This is a genomic window from Hymenobacter cellulosilyticus, assembly GCF_022919215.1.
Classification (GTDB): domain Bacteria; phylum Bacteroidota; class Bacteroidia; order Cytophagales; family Hymenobacteraceae; genus Hymenobacter; species Hymenobacter cellulosilyticus.
Map to the genome: position 1 here is coordinate 5,531,514 of NZ_CP095046.1, position 18,370 is coordinate 5,549,883.

Genomic DNA, 18,370 nt, shown 5'->3' on the forward strand with positions numbered 1-18,370 from the left:
CCTGTTTTCCGCTTATCCAGCCCATGTCCGGCAACTGGCCGGCTCATTAGCGCTTATTAACATGTCCCGAAAAGTTCTCATCACGGGTGGTACCGGTTTGATTGGCACCCGCTTGGCCGAAATGCTGATTGACGCAGGCTACGAGGTAGCTCTGCTCAGCCGCACGCCCAGCCAAAGCCGCTACCGCAGCTTCCGTTGGGACCCGCAGCACGGCACCATTGATGAGGCAGCTGTGCCATACGCCGACTATATCATCAACCTGGCCGGTGCCAGCGTGTCGGAGGGCAAGTGGACGGATGAGCGCAAGCGGGATATTATGACCAGCCGCCTGGGCGGTACGGACCTGCTTACCCGGGAGCTAGCAAAGGACCGTCACCACGTGCGCACTTTCGTGTCGGCTTCGGCCATCGGCATTTACGGCGACAGTGCCGACCGGCTGGTGAATGAGGACACGCCCCCGGCCCCAGCCGACGACTTTCTGGCCGACGTGGCCCACCAGTGGGAAATGGCCGTGCAGCCGGTGCAGGAAATGGGCATCCGGACCGTTATTATCCGCATCGGCATTGTACTTAGCACCCAAGGTGGAGCATTGCCAGCTATGGCCCGGCCCATCAAGCTGATGGCTGGAGCACCGCTGGGTTCGGGCAAGCAGTACATGTCCTGGATTCACCTTGATGACGTGTGCCGTCTGTTCATTCAGGCCCTGGAAGAGCCCCAGTGGCAGGGCGTCTACAACGGCGTGGCGCCAAATCCGGTTACCAACAAGCAGTTCACGGAAGTACTGGCCCAGGTAATGCACCGTCCCCTGGTGCTGCCCAAAGTACCGGCATTTGGTTTGAAGCTCGTGCTGGGCGAGATGAGCGAAATTATTCTGGCCTCCCAGCGGGTTAGTGCGGCCAAGGTGCTGGGTACCGGCTTCCGCTTTGAGTATCCTGATTTGAAGCCGGCTCTGCAGTCATTCTACGGCGGCGGCGAATAGCCCATGCGGTGGCTGGTGAGAGCATTGGCAGTCGGCGTGCTGAGTGTGCTAGCCTATCTGAATTGCCGTCTTTATTATTCACCCCAGCCACAGCCCGTAGAAGAGGAGGTGGTGCAGCAACTGCACTTTCTGCGCGAAGAGCTGCACCAGAAACAAGCCGGTGAGCGGATGCAGCAGCTGTATCCAGAGGGATTGGTGTACCTCAACTCACTTTATGCCCTTACCTGGATAGAATTGCTGCCTCACCTGCCAGTTGGTTCTGCCCTGCGCCGGGAGGCTCAGACTGAAGCCCGATGGGCGCTGCAAGAAATTCAGTCACCGGTTGCTCAGTCCATTTTCAATCCGGATTTACCTCTCCCCTACGGCGCCTTTTACCAGGGTTGGTCAGGCTACGTGCGAGGGCGCTACCTGGCAGCCCTGCCCCCGGCTGAGCGAGACTCTGCAAACCAACGCCGGTTTAAAGAGCAGTGCGCGCTGATTGCCGGTGCTCTGGAAGCCAGTGCCAATCCTTACCTGGAGTCGTACGCCGGGGCGGCCTGGCCTGCCGACGGCGTCATGGCCGTAGCTGCCCTGGCCTGGCACGACCGTATCTATACTCCCCGCTACCAACTCCTGATTCAGCGCTGGCTCGAAAGAGTGAATACACGACTGGACCTTCATGGTTTGATTCCGCACGAAGTACAAGCGGGGTCGGGAGCTGTGCTGGTGCCAGCCCGGGGCTCTTCGCAGAGCCAGCTACTCAACTTTCTGTTTGAGATTGACTCAACGTATGCCCGGCCGCACTTCCGTCGCTACCGGGCCTTGTTTTTAACCAGCCGTTTGGGCTTGCCCGGCATAACAGAAGCTGCGGCGGGCGCGCCCGCCGCCGAGGATATTGATTCTGGCCCTGTTATCTGGGGCGTGGGCGGGGCGGCCTCTCTGGTTGGGCGCCGCACCATGCAGCGCTTTGGTGATACGACTACTGCCCTGGGCTTGCGCAACAGTATCGAAGCCTTTGGGTTGCCCTGGCACGACAGCAGCGGCAAATACTACTTGCTGGGCCAGCTACCCATTGCCGATGCCTTTATTGCCTGGAGTAATTCGCTGCATCCTCATCAGCCTCTTACCAGCCCCGACTACTGGCGCTGGCGTTTTCAATTGCTTTCGGTCACGCTGGCAGCACTGGCCGTTGGTGGGCTGTGGCTTTCTAGAAAAAAGCCCGAAGGGAATAAAGCGACAGTTAGCTAAGCCGATTGAGAGCGGCGAAAAGCAGTAGCTGCGCCCTATTACAGCTTGATGCTGTCGGGCACGGCGGCGCCTTCGGTATTTAACTGCTCCAGCAGGTTGTCGGTGGCAATGGTGTCCACGGGCTCAGCGCGGCGGCGGCGCGGCTCCGACTCCGTTACGCAGATGTACTTCTTCGTGATTTTGGAAGCTGGCTTGGGGAACGGGCCCATGGTGATATCCAGCTCTTCGTCCTTGTAAAGCTTTTCCATGTAGGTGCCGAAGATGGGCAAAGCCATGCGGCCGCCTTCCCCCTGCTGGGAGCCGTAGAAATGGATACTACGGTCTTCGCCACCTACCCAAACGCCGGTCACGAGGTCCTTGGTGACGCCCATGTACCAGCCGTCGGAGTAGTTGGAAGTAGTGCCGGTCTTGCCGCCAATCTGATTGTCCTTTTTCCAGAGGTCGTACTCCCACAAAGCCTGCGAGGTGCCGCCGGGCTCGTCCATGCCGCCGCGCAGCATGTAGAGCATCAGCCAGGCCGTTTCGGACGGAATAGCACGCTTCTGCTTGGGGTCGAACTGGTGAATAACGTTGCCGTTGCGGTCTTCGATGCGGGTGATAAATTGCGGCTCGCTCTGGAAGCCGTTGTTGACGAAAGTGCTGTAGGCATCCACCATTTCGTACACGTTCACGTCGCCGCCCGAGCCCAGACCGATGCTGGGCACCGGCAGCAGTGGGCTCTTAATGCCGACTTTGTGGGCGTACTTGGCCACGTTTTCCCAGCCTACCTTCTCGGTGAGCTGGGCCGTAACGGAGTTGACCGAGCGGGCCATGGCGTGGCGCAGCGTCATGTTGCTGCCGGTATATTCGCGGGTCACGTTGTCGGGCTGCCACTCCATATCCTTGCCATTTTCGACGTACTTAATCGTCACGCGCTGGTCCCGGATTCGGTCGCAGGGCGTGTAGCCGTTGTCGAGGGCGGTGAGGTAGACGAAGGGCTTGAAGGTGGAGCCGGCCTGGCGGCGGCCTTGCTTCACGTGGTCGTACTTGAAGAAGCGGTAGTTGATGCCACCCACCCAGGCCTTGACGTGGCCCGTGAAGGGGTCCATAGTCATCATGCCCGCGTGCAGGAAATGCTTGTAGTAAGCCAGCGAGTCGAGGGGCGAGAGAACGAGCGTGGTGTCGCCGTCACCTTTCCAGGTAAAGACCTTCATCGGGCGCTTGGCGTGCAGGGCCGAGTCGAGGCGGGCGGGCTGGCCTTTGTAGCGGGCGGCCAGCTCCTTATACAGCTCGGTGCGCTTGATCTGAGTTTCGATAAAGCCGGGAATTTCCTTGCCCTCGTCATCCACCCAGGGGTTGCCGCCGCGGTTTTTCCAGAACCGGTCGAACTGCTGCTGCAGCTTTTTCATGCGGTCCTGCACGGCGTCCTCGGCGTGGGCCTGCATGCGGGAGTCGATGGTGGTGTAGATTTTCAGCCCGTCGCGGTACATGTCGTAGCCGTTGGCCTCGCACCACTTATTCACGAACTGACTCACGGCCCCGCGGAAGTAGGTATCGGGCCCATCGATATGCTTCTCGACGCGGTACTGCAGCACGATGGGCTGCTGCTGGAGCGAATCGGTGGCTTTGGCAGTCAGTACGCCGGCCTGGCCCATGCGCTCCAGCACCAGGTTGCGGCGTTTCAGGGCCGTTTCAGGGTGGAAGCGCGGGTTGAAGGCCGTGGGGTTGTTGAGCATGCCCACCAACATGGCAGCCTGCTCGGGCTTGAGGCTGTCGGGCGAGGTGTTGAAAAAGGTTTTAGCCGCGACTTTGATACCGAAGGCCTGGGAGCCGTACTCCACGGTGTTGAGGTACATTCGTAGAATTTCCTCTTTGGTGTAGCGCTTTTCCAGCTCCACGGCCGTCAGCCACTCCTTGGTTTTGCTGATCAGGGTGCTGACCAGGGGAATGTGGCCCAGTAGGCCCCGCTCACCGCGGCGGGTTTTGTAGAGGTTCTTGGCCAGCTGCTGGGTGATGGTAGAGCCGCCGCCGTTGCGGCCGCCGCCGGCTACGGCCCGGGCCAAAGCCGTAAGGTCGATGCCGGAATGCTCGTAGAAGCGGATGTCTTCGGTAGCAATAAGGGCCTTGACCAGCAGAGGCGAAATCTGGTTGAATGGCACCGGGGAGCGGTTTTCCCGGAAGTATTTGCCAATCAGTACGCCGTCGGCGGTGTAGAGCTCGGAAGCCTGCTCCACCTTGGGACTCTCCATTTCCTCCAGGCTCGGCGACTTGCCGAACAGAAACAGAAAGTTGCTTTTTACCAGGATAGGATACAGCAGAAAAACGCCGACCGACACCACAAAAAGACCCCAGACGGCCCGCGAAACGAGGTTGGGCCAGCGGCGCTTGGGGGCAGTGGTCGGAGTGGGTTTCGGTTGTTCGGAAGCGGACATTCGGGACAGATATAGTCAGGAGGAGCCTGAGCTCCCGGCAACTGAAGTGCAAATATACCAGTTAGCAGCGGCCCGATAAGCGGATGCCACCATTACGGCGCGGCTATTTGCACCTGCTAGCCCCTAGCGCCCAGCTCGGCGGACCGGCGAGTGGCCCAGGTAGCCAGCACAATGAGCAGACCTTTGCCCGTATCCAGGGCCAGATTGTCGAGGCGGCCGTAGCCCAGGTATAGGCCCAGCCCGATGCCTATCCACCAGAACCCGAGCAGGTAGCACAGCGTGGGATACTGCGGCTGCCGACGCCACACCTGCCATAAGGCCACCGCATCTACCAAGGAGACAAATAGCAGCAGCCAGGCCAGCGCAAAGGCCATGAAGCGGGTATCGACGGTGGCTCCTACCCCGAATTTAGCTAAGACCAGATCAGGTGCCGCGAAGCCACCGGCGGTGAGCACAAGCTCTATAGCTAAGGCCAGAAACAGCAGAACAAGCAGCGCGGTACGGGCCATCGGGTGGGGCAAAGTTGACGGGTGGATCCGTAAGCTAAGAAAATTTGCGGCCTTGGGCCGATGGCCTTTCCTGCTCCTTAAAGCTTAACAAGCAGCGCAATGATGCCTAATAAGGTTAAAATGGCTGCTCCGCCGTAGCCGATAATAGCGGCCAGACGCCACAAGGCTTTCCAGAAAAAGCTTTCAACTTCCTCGGCGACTAACCACGCTATTCGCGCGGCCAACCAGGGCAAAAGCACACCGCAACCCATTGCGCCGACGACGAAAAACGAGTTGGCTGAAGGCGTATTCGGCCATATCTCGTGACTAAATATCAGGTTGGCAAGGCAAAACACCAACCCGCCCAGCGCCCACCACAGCCGCCGCGGAGCCACGCGCAGCACTAGCCGCCCCAGATGCAGCAGCGTACTCATGCGCCGGTTTCAAGCCAGCCGCTGCCCAGCACCAGCACCGCCACTCCGCAGCCCGCCACGACCAGGTGAAACAGCGTACCGAGCACGAATACAAAGGCGCCGCGCATGCCCTGCAGCTCGATGCTGTGGCCCAGTCGCCACATGGGCGCGGTTGTATAGCGGGCTACTAGCACGTTGGCCACCAGCATCAGGGCCAGGGCGCTCCAGTCATTGTATACCAGTTCAGCCAGCCACTGTCCGGTTTCGGAGGCGCGGTGGCCGGCCTGGTAAAAGTCGGGGAGCTGCAGCCAAAGCCAGAGCACGGCCACTACGGCCACCAGAATACCCAGGCTACGGCCGGCGGAAGGCCATTTGACGGAGGCAGGATTCGGTAGGGGTTTCATACGCTGGGAGCTATGCAAAAAGCAGGTGGGCGGTGGTATCAATCCCACAGGATGCAGGTGCGGACTTTGCCGTTCGGTAGTAGGTTTCATTCGGGAGTTGTGGTGGGTGCAGGGGAAACCGAACCCAGGTTTTCGATTAGGCCGGCGAGACTGATAAGGCAGCCCAGCAGGTAGCCCACGGCTAGGCCCGCGCCCCATTCGTGCAGCTCGTTTTGCATATCGGCCGACATAAACAGCAGGCCGCAGCAGAGCTCATGGACTAGCGTAATTGCCCAGTGCGTCGCGGCTGACTGGCGGCGGCCCTTGCCGCGGACCAGCTTCCAGCGCAGGAAGTAGAGCACAAGGCCGGGAATGGCAATACCGCACAGCACCCCAAACAAAAGCAGGATGTTCATGCCGAGGATGGTTAGGGTGTCCTTAAGTTGCTGGGCCCCGGCCAGCCAGCGGCCCGTAGTAGATATTTCAGCCGGCGCGGCTATGGTGGTAGTCATAAGCAGAGAAATGAGGAAGAAATAATTACAGGCTGGCCAGAATGTCGGCGCCCTGGGGCGACCAGATGGTCATGAGTAGGAACACGGCCCCCAGCAGCAGAGCCAGCACGGCGCTGGCCACGGGCAGCACCAGATACAGCAGGCGCTGCCGGCGCACGTCGGGTGAGGCGGCCCGCTCCTGCCAGGCCAGCACCAGGGCCAGTAGCAGTACGCCCCCGGCGCAGAGCAGCACCATGAGCAGGCTTAAAGCGAATTGTATCATAGAGTATGTTGGAAAAGAGGAAATAATCCTGTCAGCTGTACCACGGCCGGCCGTCGTCGGCGACGCTCAACAACCAGTAGAGCAGCAGTAGCACATTCAGCGCCCACCACGCCACGCGCAGCAGCTCTAGCGCCACCCACCACGTCAGGGCCAGGAGTCGGAGCCAACCGGCTTCGAGTACATTGCCTGGTCCTACCCCCGGCCAGGCCGCCGGAATGGCCTGTTGTGATACCAGCACGCACCCCAGCACCAAGCACATGAGCAGAATTAGCAGTAGCCCACTGCCACCACTTTGGCCCATCATGAAGCAGTTGCCCTGTTCTGCACACAGGTACCAGACCAGCGTGCAAGCTGCCATACAAGCTGCCGTATAGCCAAAGCTGTAGCGCAGCCACCGGGCTAGGCTTGGACTGGACTGGGGTTTAACTGCTTTCGACATCAGCGCATATGTTGGCGTGGGCAGCGCCTAAGCTGGAAGAGCCGCTACTGCTGAACTGTAGCATGGGCTTCGAAATACTGCGCGGCCCGGTAGTCGGCCCAAGTGTAGCTGGGCCAGTGGCGCCGGGCCTGCTGGGCCCGGAACTGCCGGATGCGGCTTTGCAGCTGCTCTCGGGCGTCGGCCTCGGGCAGCGGAACCCAGGTGTTGTAGTTGTTCTCCTGCACCAGCCGGCGGCCGCTCAGCGAGGCCTGCCGGGCCGCCAGTTCGGGCAGTACCCGGTCGGGCATGTCGAGCAGGAATCCATAATCCACTTTCGCGAAGCGCGCTTGCAGGTTGTAGCGGGCAATCCAGATTTCCCAGTTGCCGCAGGCCAGCAGCACCATCACGGCGTAAGCGGCCAGGGCGTTGAGGCGGAACAGGGCGTAGGCCGAGCGGCGCTGCCAGATTTTGAGCAGCACCGTAGCCAGCCCGAAAAAGGTCAGCAGCAGGAAGCCGTACACACCGATGCGCTTGTAAGCCAGGCCCGTGTACTGGATGTAGTAGTAGTTGCGCAGCCCCACCGACACGGCCAGCACCGCGTTTTGCAGCACCCACACCGTGGCGGCGCGGCGCAGCAAGGGCAAACCGGGCTGGTAGAAGTTCAGGTTGCGGCGGAAAAACCACAGCACAATGCCCATGGCTACCAGAATGCTCAGAATCAGCACGTAGGTGCCTTCGTGCACAAACTGGGTGAGGTCGAAGCCCGGGGTCGGCACGAAGCCAAACCAGATCCAGCGGATATCAATGACGTTGACAACCAGCAGCAGCACGTTGACCAACCCAATCAAACTCAGGGCCATCAGGTACTCCTTGCGCAGGTCCAACACATGAAACGTCTTGGCGCGGAAATCGGGGCGGCGCACTGCAAACGAGGCCACCCGGTCCCGGCTGCGGCGCACAAACTCCCCGAAGCGCGACTCCTGGTCGGCGAAAAAATGCACCGGAATGATGAAGATGGCCCCGGCCGTGAGCACCAAGCCCAGGGCGAAAAACAGCAGGTGCAGCACCGACGGCCACGCAAAAATCTGGTCCAGGAACTCGCCAATAGCATCTAGTAGCCGGCCCGCTAAGTCGTTGTACTTCGGGTTGGCAATAGCGAATAGCACGTGAAATACCAGCAGGGCAGCCAGCGGCACCACCAGCAAACGGCCATAGTAGCGCGTGCGGCTTACGCGCCCATCCAGGTTACGGGGCAGGCGTACAAACTGGGTGAGGCGCTGGGTGGCCGGCAGCAGGTTACTGAGGCCCGTGAGCAGAGCGTAGCCTACCAGCTTGAGGTGAGCCTGATTTACGTAGCCCAGCCAGATGGCCAGGGAAGCCACGGCACTCAGCTGGGCCGCGCCCGAGCCGTACACGGCCACCATCAGGGCGCTGAGTACGGTGCCGCCCAGCGTCAGCCAGAAGTACCCCGAGCGCCACACGGCCGAGTGCCGGGGCAGGCCCGCCAGCACTCCGCCCACCACAAATACGGTGTAGAGCAGCATATTCAGGGCCATGCGCTCCTGCCAGAACAGGACGTCGAACAGAATGGCGCCCACCGGCAGCAGCAGCTTTTGCAGGGCAGTGAGCGGGAAAGGCTGAGCGGCCGGGCGGCTGGCCGCCGGCCATTCGGCGGCTGCCGAGGTTAGAGTTGTCATGGTATATTTTATTTAAAAGAACTTTGTATTTCAAAGTTGAAAGACAAAAAAACTACGCCGAGCCGCGCAGTAATTTTTCGAGGGCCGTTAGATGGTCCTGAAAAGCCGATTTTCCTTCTTTCGAGGCCTGATACGTCGTGTTGGGCTTCTTGCCTACAAACTGCTTATTGACCAGCACATACCCCGCTTTTTCCAGGGCCGACACGTGGCTGGCCAGGTTGCCGTCGGTCAAGTCGAGGGCATCTTTCAGCTCATTAAAGCTCACGGTTTCGTTGGCCATAAGCACTGCCATGACGCCCAACCGCACCCGGTTGTCGAAAGCCTTATTGAGCGTATGGATGAGGTGTTTCACAGCGTAGGCCGCGGGGCCCGTTCGTAGCGGTTGTACATAACTAAGCCGTAGCCGATATGGCCCAGCCCGAAACCCAGAGCGAAGAAAATCAGGCCCCAGCCGGGCAGCAGCACAGCCACCAGGCCCAGGCCCATCTGGGTGAGGCCCAGCAGCCGGATTTCGTCGAGGGTGTATTTGCTGGCGTTGAGCAGGGCCAGGCCGTAAAACAACAGCAAGCCCGGCACCACGAACGACGCCGCGCCGCGAAGATACAACCCCACGCAGAACAAGCCGCCTGCGACCAGCGGAATGGCCAGGCTCAGGGCCAGCCGGCGGGCCGGGGCATCCCACAGCGTGCGGCCTTCCTGGGCGGCCCGGCGCCAGGTAAAGTAGAAGGCTACCAGCAAGGCCAGCGCAATCATGACGACGGCCAAGCCCAGCAAAAAGGGCAGCGCCGCCTGCCGGTCGGCCTCCGAGCCTTCCATCAGACGCAGAAAGCCCCGGGTGCCAAAGTGGGTTTGCAGATACCAGTGCCCCACAGCCGCCCCGGCCAGCGCCACCACGCCCGCCCCTACCCCCGACAGGCCACTGAGCGACAAGAAGCGGGAAGACCGCTCCATAATGGCGCGAATCTCGGTGAGTTGAGCGAGTGGATCAGTAGCTGGCTTCATGTCTTTCAGAGCACTTTGTAATGCAAAGCTAATAGAGAAATGATACATTGCAAGCCTTTCCTACTGAACATTTTTCAAGCTCTGCCATTCTATGACTTACTCCGCTCCCTTTAGTGCCAACCGCTGGCGTGCCCTGAGTCGCATAATGCTGGCTACGTTAAGCCAGTATCTGCTTATTCTCATTGTTGGGGCGCTGCTGTGGATACCTTTATCGGCTGATTTCAGAGGCAGTAATGCCGAGCAGACCGAGTTAGCCGAGGCTCTGGAGAATTTGCAGGCAACCTTGGCCTTTTTATTCTGTATGGCCTTCAATTTTTCCTGGCCGGTATTCTTTATTCTGCTGCTGACACTTGGACTCTTGCGGGGCTACGGACCCAGCTGGCCGGCCTGGCAGCGCTGGCTCCTACTGCTGGCGGGCATAACCCTGAGTGCATTTCTACCCGTACCCTACGTACGGGCAGCCTGGTCCGAACTACTCGACGTGAGCTTAGGCTGGGCTTTGGAGGTCTGCCGACCCTGGATGTTGGCGGCTTACCTGGTGACGCTGTGGTCTAACCGAAAATACCTGCGTTCTGCATTCCCTTCTCCCTCCTAAACCTCCGCATGCGCCTGCGCCTTCAGCTATTCGAATTTGAGGACCTGCCCTGGTTTCCCGGCGTTATCCGGGCGGGCATGATGGACTACCTGCGCTTTATGATCAGCGTCCTGGATACGTATAAGCCCATCGTGCCGCTGCTGCGGGAAGCCCTACAAGCTACGGGGCAGCAGCGGCTGGTGGAACTGGGGGCTGGGGCCGGGGGCGGCACCGAGGGCGTCACGCTGGCCCTGCGGCAGTACCCCGAGCTGCGGGAGCTGCAGGTCACGCTCACCGACTTGTACCCCCAGCCGGCCGCCTGGCAGCTGCTGGCCGAACGCAATGCCCCGGCCATTGACTTCGAGCCCACGCCGGTTGATGCCCTGGCGGTGCCGCCGACGTTGACTGGCTTTCGCACAATATTTTCCGCTTTTCACCACTTCTCCCCGACTGCCGCCGAAGCCTTACTGGCCGATGCCGTGCGGCAGAACGCGGGCATAGGCGTATTCGAAGGAGCGGGCAAGCACTGGCTGGAAATCCTGCTGGCCTGGACGGTGCTGCCCGTGGCCCAGCTGCTGATTACGCCCTTTATCCGCCCCTTCAGCCTAACCCGGCTGCTATTTACCTACCTGATTCCGCTGATTCCCCTGTTTACCATATGGGACGGCACCGTGTCTATTCTGCGCATGTACCCGCCCGAGCAGCTGCTGGCCCTGGCCCGCCGCGCCGACCCTGAGCAGCGCTTTGAGTGGCAGGCGGGCAAGGTGCGGCACAGCTGGGGCCCGGAAGTAACCTACCTGATTGGCCGGCCGCGGTAAGAGTGGTAAAGGCTTACAACCTACATTTGCCCTATGCTGCTTGCTTACCGCCGGGCGCTGCCCTTGCTGCGCATTCCCTTTTCCGTGTACCTGATGCCGGTTTACTGGTTTGGGCTCAGCGCCCTGCCCCGGGCCGTAGACGGGACCCGTGCCCTGGGCGTGTTCGTGGTGCTACACCTGCTGGCCTACCCGGCATCCAACGGCTATAACTCCTACTACGACCGGGACGAAGGCAGCATCGGGGGCCTGAAACAGCCGCCCAAAGTGTCGGAGGAGCTGATTCATTTGGTCTGGCTCTTTGATGCCCTGGCCGTGCTGGGCGGTTGGCTTCTGTCTCCGCTGTTTGCAGCCCTGGTGGCGGTGTATCTGCTGGTTTCGAAAGCCTACAGCTACGAAGGAGTCCGGCTCAAGAAATACCCGTTTCTGAGCACCTTCGTGGTCGTCGTGTTTCAGGGCGCTTTCACTTTTCTGATGACCCAGGTCGGCGTGGGCATAGATTCAGCCGCCATTCTGGCACCTACCAACCTGCTGCTGGCCCTGGTCAGCACGCTGTTTTTGTGCGGCTCCTACCCGCTCACCCAGGTGTATCAGCACCAGGAAGACCGGCAGCGCGGCGACCTGACGCTGAGCTTGTGGCTGGGTTTGCGCGGCACCTTCGTTTTTGCCGCCGTGGGGTTGCTGAGCGGGGCACTGCTGCTGGGCTTCACGTATTGGCAGCGCGACGAACTTCGCAACCTGCTGATTTTCCTGGTAGCTACCGGGCCAGTGGTGGTGCTGTTTGGGCGCTGGGCCTGGGCCGTGTGGCACAGCCCCGCCGCCGCCGACTTCGAGCACACTATGCGTATGAACCAAGTCTCGTCGTTGTGCTTAAGTGCGGCGTTTGTGCTGATGTTTTTCTGGGCGCTGCTGGCCGGCCCTACTACCCCAGTGGCGGTGCTTAGCTCAACACTCCCCGCTGGACTTCGTATTTGGGCGGATAAAACGTAAAAAACGATGCGCTACGCTGCTTTTGCCTCTCTGCTGCTATTTGCCGGAGCCTGCTCTACCACCGATTCGTCGCAGAACAACGGCGCGGCCGTCACCACCGATTCCGTAGCTACAGCCGCCGAGCCGCTGGATACCACCCGGGCCCGCTCGGTCACGGCCCAGTCGGACACGCTGCAGGTGGTGCGGGCCCGCCACGTATTCTCCGCCCCCGGTACTCCCGATCAGTTTATGGCCGTATTGCGGGGCGCTTCCGTACTCAACGGCGAGGTTTCTATTACCATTACCGATGCTGCGGGCCAGGTTATTTTCCGGGAAATGCTCAGCCCCGGCGACCTGGAGGCCTCGATGGTGTACGAAATGAAAACGGCCACCGCCACCCAGGCCGAGCGCGAAGCCTTTGTGCGGCGCCGCCTCAACACCTTTTTCGCCGAGTCCAACTTCCGCAAGCCCGCCATTGGCCCCAAGGAAACGTACGCGCCCGGCGAGCTGGACCGCCCCACCTGGGACGATTTGCGCCAACGCCCCGACGCCGTCAGCTTCCAGTACTTAGTCGGCAAGGAAGACCGGAAACGCATCGTCTGGTCGCCGCTCAAAAAGCAGGTGGTGCACCTGCCCGGCTTCGGCAGCTAAGCGGGATTCCCGGCTCGTTTACTTAGCTCCTTCTTCCGCCGCCTGCTGCAGCGCCTGCTCGATGCTGCTGGCAAAAGCGTCGTAGGGCATAAAGCCGCGGGCCAGCAGGTAACCCTGGTTGCCGACGCGCAGAATCGTGGTAGGAAACCCTTGCACTCCAATACGGCCCACGGCGGCAAATTCCTGACGCGTGGCCTGGGCAGTTTCGGGCAGTGCCCAGCGCCGCTGAAACTCCGCTACGTTCAGCCCAAAATCAGCGGCCAGCACGGCGTAGGTGTCCGGGTCGTTGAGGTCTTTGCCTTCGCCAAAGTAGGCTTGCTGCAGGGCGTGGGCAAAGCTGGCCGTTTGATTATAGGGGTCGAGCTGGCGGAAAACGGTCAGGGCCCGGCTCGGCGGCTCGGAATCCTGCACACGGCTGCCTTCGGCGCCCAGTTCCCGGAAAGCCTGCCCGAACTGCACCCCGGCTACTTTTTCTACCTGCTCCAGCGCTGCGCTGATGTACTCCCAATCCTGGCGAATCGAGCCTACATTCAGGCCCGTAACCATGCCGCCGCTGAGCACTGACACGGTAAGGCGGCCCTGAAACTCATTTTGAATCTGCTCCACCACCGGGCTCATGCCGTAGCACCAGCCGCAGAGCGGGTCGAAGATGTAGAGAAGCTCGGGCAGGTCGGGAGTTTGTTCCATCGTAGGTTCGGCAAAGCGGTAAGACCGGCAAAGGAAGGCAAATGTTTGCCGCGGATAAAACGAAAAGGCCAGTGAAACGAGGTTCCACTGGCCTTTTGCTATATAAATCAACTCTGAACTTAGCCGTTCATCGACAGCAGGAACTCCTCGTTGTCCTTGGTGCCTTTCATGCGGTCCTTCAGGAATTCCATGGCCTCCGAGGCAGTCATGTCGGCCATAAACTTGCGCAGCACCCAAATACGGTTCAGCTCGTCGCGGTTCATCAGCAGGTCTTCGCGGCGGGTACCGGAAGCCGGCACGTCGATGGCCGGGAAGATGCGCTTGTTAGCCAGCTTGCGGTCCAGCTGCAATTCCATGTTGCCGGTGCCCTTGAATTCCTCGAAAATAACCTCGTCCATCTTGGAGCCGGTTTCAATCAAGGCCGTAGCAATGATGGTCAAGGAGCCGCCATTCTCCACATTGCGGGCCGCACCGAAGAAGCGCTTGGGCTTGTGCAGGGCATTGGCGTCCACACCACCCGACAGGATTTTGCCCGAAGCGGGCTGCACCGTGTTGTAAGCGCGGGCCAGGCGGGTAATCGAGTCGAGCAGAATTACCACATCGTGGCCGCACTCTACGAGGCGTTTGGCCTTTTCCAGGGCAATGCTGGCAATCTTGACGTGGCGGTCAGCCGTTTCGTCGAAGGTGGAGCTTAGCACCTCGGCTTTCACCGAGCGGGCCATGTCCGTTACTTCTTCCGGGCGCTCATCAATCAGCAGGATGATGAGGTAGACTTCGGGGTGGTTTTCGGAAATCGAGTTGGCAATTTCCTGCAGCAGCACCGTTTTACCGGTTTTGGGCTGGGCCACAATCAGACCGCGCTGACCTTTACCAATGGGGGCAAACAGGTCCAGAATTCGGGTGCTCAGCTGGCTCGACTTGGTCGAAAGCTTCAGGCGCTCTTCGGCAAACAGCGGGGTGAGGTTGGCAAACGGGATACGGTCCCGGGCTTCCTCCAACGTGCGGCCGTTGATGCCTTCCACGCCTACCAAGGCAAAGTACTTCTCACCTTCGCGGGGCGGCCGGATGGTGCATTTTACCGTGTCGCCAGCTTTCAGAGCAAACTGCTTGACCTGCTGGGGCGCTACGTAAATATCGTCGGGTGAAGCTAGATAGTTGTAAAACGGTGACCGCAGGAAGCCGTAGCCGCCGTCGGGCATCATTTCCAGGGTACCTTCGCTGGGAATTACAATGTCGAAATCGTTGCGGGGGCGCTGCTGGGCCTGTTCACCCTGGGGCGGGGCTCACCCGGCTGGCGCTGCTCACCACCCTGGCGCAACTGCCGCTGCTGGTCGCGGGCAGCAAACCGGTCTTCGCGGCGGCCTTCCCGACCTTCGCGCGGCTCCCGCAGCTCGCGGGGCGAATCGCGCAAAGCCCGGGGCTCACGCTGGTCCCGGTTTTCACGCGGCTCACGAGGAGCATCAGCGCGGTACTCACGAGCTTCGCGGGGGCATCCGTACGCGGCTCACGGGGGCATCGGTGCGGGGCTCCCGTGGTTCGCGGTTTTCGCGAGTTTCACGGTTTTCCCGGAAGTTGCGGGGCTCACGGCCATCTTCCCGGCCTTCCCGCGGCTGCCCATTGGCCTGCTCAGGCCGAGGCTCGCGGAAAATAATCGGGGCTGGCGCTACAGCGGTTTCAGTGGCTACAGCGACAGGTGCATCTGCCACGGCTACTTCAGCCGGCGCTGGAGCCGTTACCTCTGCAGTTGCATTATTTTGTTCTTCTACCTCCGGCTCAGCTACGGCTGCCGGCGCTTCTTCAGCCCGGTTGCGGGCCTCGGCGCGAGTACGGCGCTCAGGGCGCTGATACGGTTTGATAGGTCGGGCGGCCGCGTCGGGAGCGGCGCCGACGGGCTCAGCCACCACTGCTTCTAGGACAGCGGGAGCCGCCACCTCGGGGGCCGAAGCCACAACGGGAGCTGCTGCGGCCGCTGCGCGGGCTACGCCATTGTCGCGGCGGGGCGGCGTGGTGCGGGGCGCGCGGGAATTAGCCCGGGCCGGGGCGGGCGCTACAGCTACCGGAGCCGGCAGTTCAGGCGCGGCCGCAGCCACGGCTACATCCGAGAAAGCCAGGGGTGCTGCAGCTACCGGCTTGTCGTCCCCGGTTTTCACTTTTTTGGGGAGCTTGTCGGCCGGCGTGATGGCCTGCTGATCGAGAATCTTATAAATCAGATCCTGCTTGCTGAGCTTCTTGAAGTTACCGACGTTCAGTTCTTCCGCTATTTCCTTCAACTCAGAAAGCAGACGGTCCTTCAACTCTTCAATATTGTACATACACTAAAACTGGGAGAAAAAACGGGCGGAGCAACCGACTCAAAGCAACACAGGCCAATCCGGGCAGCAAAAGCAGCCGCAAGGCGGCGCGAAGCACAGTAGTTCGGAATGAAAGGGGGTAATCAGGGAGGGGAGGCGCTGGAGATAAATCGGGCCGTGCGCAATAAAAACTGACTGCGGGCCCGGCATCAGCGGCCGGCTTGCTTACGCAATGTTAGCGTAATACGCCCGAACCGCCAAATGGGATACATTTTTTTTACCGGATTGGTGCGAAGCTCTGCCCAGTAGTTTGGAGTCACTCTCGGCCGAGCCTCACGGCATTGGTATTGCTGCTTACCGGCAAACCCCGTTTTAGGTTACACTAGCGGCCCAATCGTGTTTTTATCCGAAAGCCTATTCAAAAAAACCTACTTTTGCCCCTGTTCAAAACCGCGTTTTCTGCCTTATGCTGCAAGTTTCTGTTCTGCGAGATAATACCGAGCTGGTCCTGGCTGGCCTGGCCAAAAGACACTACAAAACCGCGGAGGCCGACGTTTCCGCCATTCTGAACCTGGACCAGCGCCGCAAGCAGCTGCAAACCGAGCACGACCAGGCCCAGGCCGAAGCCAACGACCTGGCCCGGCAAATCGGAGGCCTGATGAAAAGCGGCGACAAAGTCGGGGCCGAAACGCTGAAAGCTCGTACTGCCGAGCTAAAGCAGCTCACCAAAGTCCACTCCGACGAGCTGGTGCAGGTAGAGGAAGGCTTGCAGCAGCTCCTGTATAAGCTGCCCAACGTGCCGCACAGCAGCGTGCCCGAAGGCCGCTCGGCCGACGATAACGAGGTAGTACGGGAAGTAGGTACTAAGCCCGAGCTGGGAGCCGGTGCCAAGCCCCATTGGGACCTGATTGAGCAGTACGACATCATCGACTTTGCCCTGGGCAACAAGATTACCGGCGCGGGCTTTCCGGTGTACAAAGGTCAGGGTGCCCGGCTGCAGCGCGCTTTGATCAACTTTTTCCTTGACGAAGCCCGCAACGCCGGCTATACCGAAATTCAGCCCCCGATTCTGGTAAACGAGGCCAGCGGCTACGGCACCGGCCAGCTGCCCGACAAGGAAGGGCAGATGTACCACTCCACCGCCGACGACCTGTACCTGATTCCGACGGCGGAGGTGCCCATCACCAACCTCTACCGCAACGAAATCATTGCCCCGAGAAGCTGCCGATTCGCAACGCCGGCTACACGCCCTGTTTCCGCCGGGAGGCCGGTTCCTGGGGAGCCCACGTGCGCGGCCTCAACCGCCTGCACCAGTTCGATAAGGTAGAAATCGTGCAGATTACCGAGCCCGAGAAAAGCTACGAGGCCCTGGAAGGCATGGTAGCCCACATCGAAGGGCTGCTGCAGAAGCTGGGCCTCCCCTACCGCGTGCTGCGCCTCTGCGGCGGCGACATGGGCTTCACCTCGGCTTTGACCTTCGACCTGGAAGTGTGGAGCGCCGCTCAGGGCCGCTGGCTGGAAGTAAGCTCGGCTTCGAACTTCGAAACTTACCAGGCCAACCGCCTCAAGCTGCGCTACCGCGGCGAAAACAACAAGATGCAGCTGCTACACACGCTCAACGGCTCGGCCCTGGCCCTGCCCCGCATCGTGGCGGCCTTGCTGGAAAACAACCAGGCCGAGGACGGCATTCACCTGCCCGAAGTGCTGCACAGCTACTGCGGCTTCAGCAAAATCGGCTAATCCGGCCTTTTCCAGCTGCCTACTAAAAAGCCCTTGCTACGATTGTAGCAGGGGCTTTTTTTAGTGGGGAGTTACAGAACTAGTACTCGGCCATAGCCTGGTCCTGGTAGCACCAGGCCCACTGCTCGCCGGGCTCAGCCGAAATAATGACAGGGTGAGAGGTGGCCTGAAAGTGCTTGGTAGCGTGCTTGTTTTTCGACTGGTCGCAGCAGCCGACGTGGCCGCAGCTTTGGCACACGCGCAGGTGCACCCAGGTGTCGCCCTGGGCTACACACTCGGGGCAGCTGTAGTCGGCGGCCGGAACCAGAGTTTCAAGGGCGGAAAGGTGTTGACAAAGAGCCATAGTGCAGCAAAGGTTAGGAGGATAATAATTCAGTTTCGGGCACTAGGCGCGTGGTGATGCGCAGGCCGCTCATCAGGGTTTTCTGCACCGGGCACTTCTGAGAAATAACTTCCAAACGCTGACGCTGCTCTTCGGTGAGCGGCCCAATAAGGCGGAGCTCCTTGGTAACTTCCTCCAGCATCTGGCCGGCTTCTTCGCACTTTTCGCAGTCGTGCTCGTGCACCCGCTGGTGACTCAGGCGCACCTCAATGCCTTCGAGGGCCACTTTTTCTGGTTGGCATAGAGACGCAGGGTAATGGCGGTGCAGGCCCCCAGGGCACTGAGCAGCAAATCGTAGGGCGTGGGGCCGTGGTCCTGCCCGCCTACCTCCACGGGTTCATCAATGATATACGTGTGGCGGCCGGCCTGTACATCGGCTTGCAGGGCATCGGCCCCAACGCGCACCAGCACGTGTTTGTCTAGTAACATAGTATGCGCTTTTAGCTTCCGCCCGCAATTGCTGCTGGGC

At 60.5% G+C, this 18,370-nt stretch carries 22 protein-coding genes and 2 pseudogenes; 7 read left to right on the forward strand and 17 right to left on the reverse strand.

What is annotated here, in order from left to right; translation table 11 throughout:
• Positions 1-61 precede the first annotated feature (61 nt).
• Positions 62-979: a TIGR01777 family oxidoreductase gene (locus MUN79_RS27040; protein WP_244675569.1), complete on the forward strand. Its 918-nt coding sequence runs from the start codon at positions 62-64 to the stop codon at positions 977-979.
• 108 nt (positions 980-1,087) lie between these two features.
• Positions 1,088-2,206 carry a hypothetical protein gene (locus tag MUN79_RS27045; protein WP_244675570.1) on the forward strand — a complete coding sequence of 373 codons (1,119 nt, stop codon included), beginning with the start codon at positions 1,088-1,090 and terminating at the stop codon, positions 2,204-2,206.
• Positions 2,207-2,244: 38 nt separating this feature from the next.
• Here the strand turns inward: MUN79_RS27045 and MUN79_RS27050 are convergent, their stop codons facing one another.
• The 10 genes from MUN79_RS27050 to MUN79_RS27095 form a co-directional block, all read right to left on the reverse strand.
• Positions 2,245-4,617, reverse strand: a complete 2,373-nt coding sequence (locus MUN79_RS27050) for a transglycosylase domain-containing protein (protein WP_244675571.1) — start codon at positions 4,615-4,617, stop codon at positions 2,245-2,247.
• Positions 4,618-4,733: 116 nt separating this feature from the next.
• The gene (locus MUN79_RS27055) at positions 4,734-5,126 is read right to left on the reverse strand and encodes a hypothetical protein (protein ID WP_244675572.1); all 393 of its coding nucleotides are present in this window, start codon (positions 5,124-5,126) and stop codon (positions 4,734-4,736) included.
• Positions 5,127-5,203: 77 nt separating this feature from the next.
• Positions 5,204-5,539, reverse strand: coding sequence for a hypothetical protein (locus tag MUN79_RS27060; protein ID WP_244675573.1), 336 nt, complete (start codon positions 5,537-5,539; stop codon positions 5,204-5,206).
• Positions 5,536-5,922 (reverse strand): hypothetical protein, encoded by a 387-nt coding sequence (locus tag MUN79_RS27065; protein WP_244675574.1) that lies wholly within the window; start codon positions 5,920-5,922, stop codon positions 5,536-5,538. Before MUN79_RS27065 ends, MUN79_RS27060 begins: the two co-directional genes overlap by 4 nt.
• Before the next feature lie 86 nt (positions 5,923-6,008).
• A complete protein-coding gene (locus tag MUN79_RS27070) occupies positions 6,009-6,413 on the reverse strand; it encodes a hypothetical protein (RefSeq protein ID WP_244675575.1) in 405 nt (134 codons plus the stop codon).
• A gap of 25 nt (positions 6,414-6,438) precedes the next feature.
• Positions 6,439-6,675 carry a hypothetical protein gene (locus tag MUN79_RS27075; RefSeq protein WP_244675576.1) on the reverse strand — a complete coding sequence of 79 codons (237 nt, stop codon included), beginning with the start codon at positions 6,673-6,675 and terminating at the stop codon, positions 6,439-6,441.
• A 31-nt stretch (positions 6,676-6,706) separates the two neighbouring features.
• Positions 6,707-6,979 (reverse strand): hypothetical protein, encoded by a 273-nt coding sequence (locus tag MUN79_RS27080; protein ID WP_244675577.1) that lies wholly within the window; start codon positions 6,977-6,979, stop codon positions 6,707-6,709.
• Between the two features lie 179 nt (positions 6,980-7,158).
• Positions 7,159-8,790, reverse strand: coding sequence for a DUF4153 domain-containing protein (locus tag MUN79_RS27085; protein ID WP_244675578.1), 1,632 nt, complete (start codon positions 8,788-8,790; stop codon positions 7,159-7,161).
• Between the two features lie 52 nt (positions 8,791-8,842).
• Positions 8,843-9,142 (reverse strand): winged helix-turn-helix domain-containing protein, encoded by a 300-nt coding sequence (locus tag MUN79_RS27090; protein WP_244675579.1) that lies wholly within the window; start codon positions 9,140-9,142, stop codon positions 8,843-8,845.
• Entirely contained in the window at positions 9,139-9,792 is a 654-nt protein-coding gene (locus MUN79_RS27095; RefSeq protein ID WP_244675580.1) for a hypothetical protein, read from the reverse strand. Before MUN79_RS27095 ends, MUN79_RS27090 begins: the two co-directional genes overlap by 4 nt.
• A gap of 145 nt (positions 9,793-9,937) precedes the next feature.
• Here MUN79_RS27095 and MUN79_RS27100 point away from each other — a divergent pair, with 145 nt between their 5' ends.
• From MUN79_RS27100 to MUN79_RS27115, 4 genes are read left to right on the forward strand one after another with little or no spacing between them, the layout of a single operon-like run.
• Positions 9,938-10,387, forward strand: coding sequence for a hypothetical protein (locus MUN79_RS27100; protein ID WP_244675581.1), 450 nt, complete (start codon positions 9,938-9,940; stop codon positions 10,385-10,387).
• Positions 10,388-10,395: 8 nt separating this feature from the next.
• Positions 10,396-11,184 carry a class I SAM-dependent methyltransferase gene (locus MUN79_RS27105; RefSeq protein WP_244675582.1) on the forward strand — a complete coding sequence of 263 codons (789 nt, stop codon included), beginning with the start codon at positions 10,396-10,398 and terminating at the stop codon, positions 11,182-11,184.
• 33 nt (positions 11,185-11,217) lie between these two features.
• Positions 11,218-12,171 (forward strand): UbiA family prenyltransferase, encoded by a 954-nt coding sequence (locus MUN79_RS27110; protein ID WP_244675583.1) that lies wholly within the window; start codon positions 11,218-11,220, stop codon positions 12,169-12,171.
• 6 nt (positions 12,172-12,177) lie between these two features.
• Entirely contained in the window at positions 12,178-12,801 is a 624-nt protein-coding gene (locus tag MUN79_RS27115; RefSeq protein ID WP_244675584.1) for a hypothetical protein, read from the forward strand.
• A gap of 18 nt (positions 12,802-12,819) precedes the next feature.
• On the opposite strand, the gene MUN79_RS27120 is transcribed toward MUN79_RS27115, so the two are convergent.
• The 4 genes and pseudogenes from MUN79_RS27120 to MUN79_RS32130 form a co-directional block, all read right to left on the reverse strand.
• Entirely contained in the window at positions 12,820-13,488 is a 669-nt protein-coding gene (locus MUN79_RS27120) for a DsbA family protein (protein ID WP_244675585.1), read from the reverse strand.
• Between the two features lie 119 nt (positions 13,489-13,607).
• A pseudogene (gene rho, locus MUN79_RS27125) lies at positions 13,608-14,729 on the reverse strand (transcription termination factor Rho); the annotation flags it as partial.
• Positions 14,714-14,899 (reverse strand): hypothetical protein, encoded by a 186-nt coding sequence (locus MUN79_RS27130; protein ID WP_244675586.1) that lies wholly within the window; start codon positions 14,897-14,899, stop codon positions 14,714-14,716. The gene MUN79_RS27130 and the pseudogene rho, both read right to left, overlap by 16 nt.
• A 61-nt stretch (positions 14,900-14,960) precedes the next feature.
• A complete protein-coding gene (locus MUN79_RS32130) occupies positions 14,961-15,800 on the reverse strand; it encodes a transcription termination factor Rho (RefSeq protein ID WP_375378201.1) in 840 nt (279 codons plus the stop codon).
• Between the two features lie 445 nt (positions 15,801-16,245).
• Here MUN79_RS32130 and serS point away from each other — a divergent pair.
• A pseudogene (gene serS, locus MUN79_RS27140) lies at positions 16,246-17,519 on the forward strand (serine--tRNA ligase).
• A gap of 79 nt (positions 17,520-17,598) precedes the next feature.
• Here the strand turns inward: serS and MUN79_RS27145 are convergent.
• Genes MUN79_RS27145 through MUN79_RS27155 form a run of 3 tightly spaced genes read right to left on the reverse strand, consistent with a single transcriptional unit; the run spans position 17,599 to position 18,330 of the window.
• On the reverse strand, positions 17,599-17,862 hold the full coding sequence (locus tag MUN79_RS27145; RefSeq protein WP_244675587.1) for a UBP-type zinc finger domain-containing protein: 264 nt from the start codon (positions 17,860-17,862) through the stop codon (positions 17,599-17,601).
• Positions 17,863-17,875: 13 nt separating this feature from the next.
• On the reverse strand, positions 17,876-18,127 hold the full coding sequence (locus MUN79_RS27150; protein WP_244675588.1) for an OsmC family protein: 252 nt from the start codon (positions 18,125-18,127) through the stop codon (positions 17,876-17,878).
• A complete protein-coding gene (locus MUN79_RS27155; protein ID WP_244675589.1) occupies positions 18,097-18,330 on the reverse strand; it encodes an OsmC family protein in 234 nt (77 codons plus the stop codon). The genes MUN79_RS27150 and MUN79_RS27155 overlap by 31 nt, the downstream gene beginning before the upstream one ends.
• Positions 18,331-18,370: the final 40 nt, after the last annotated feature.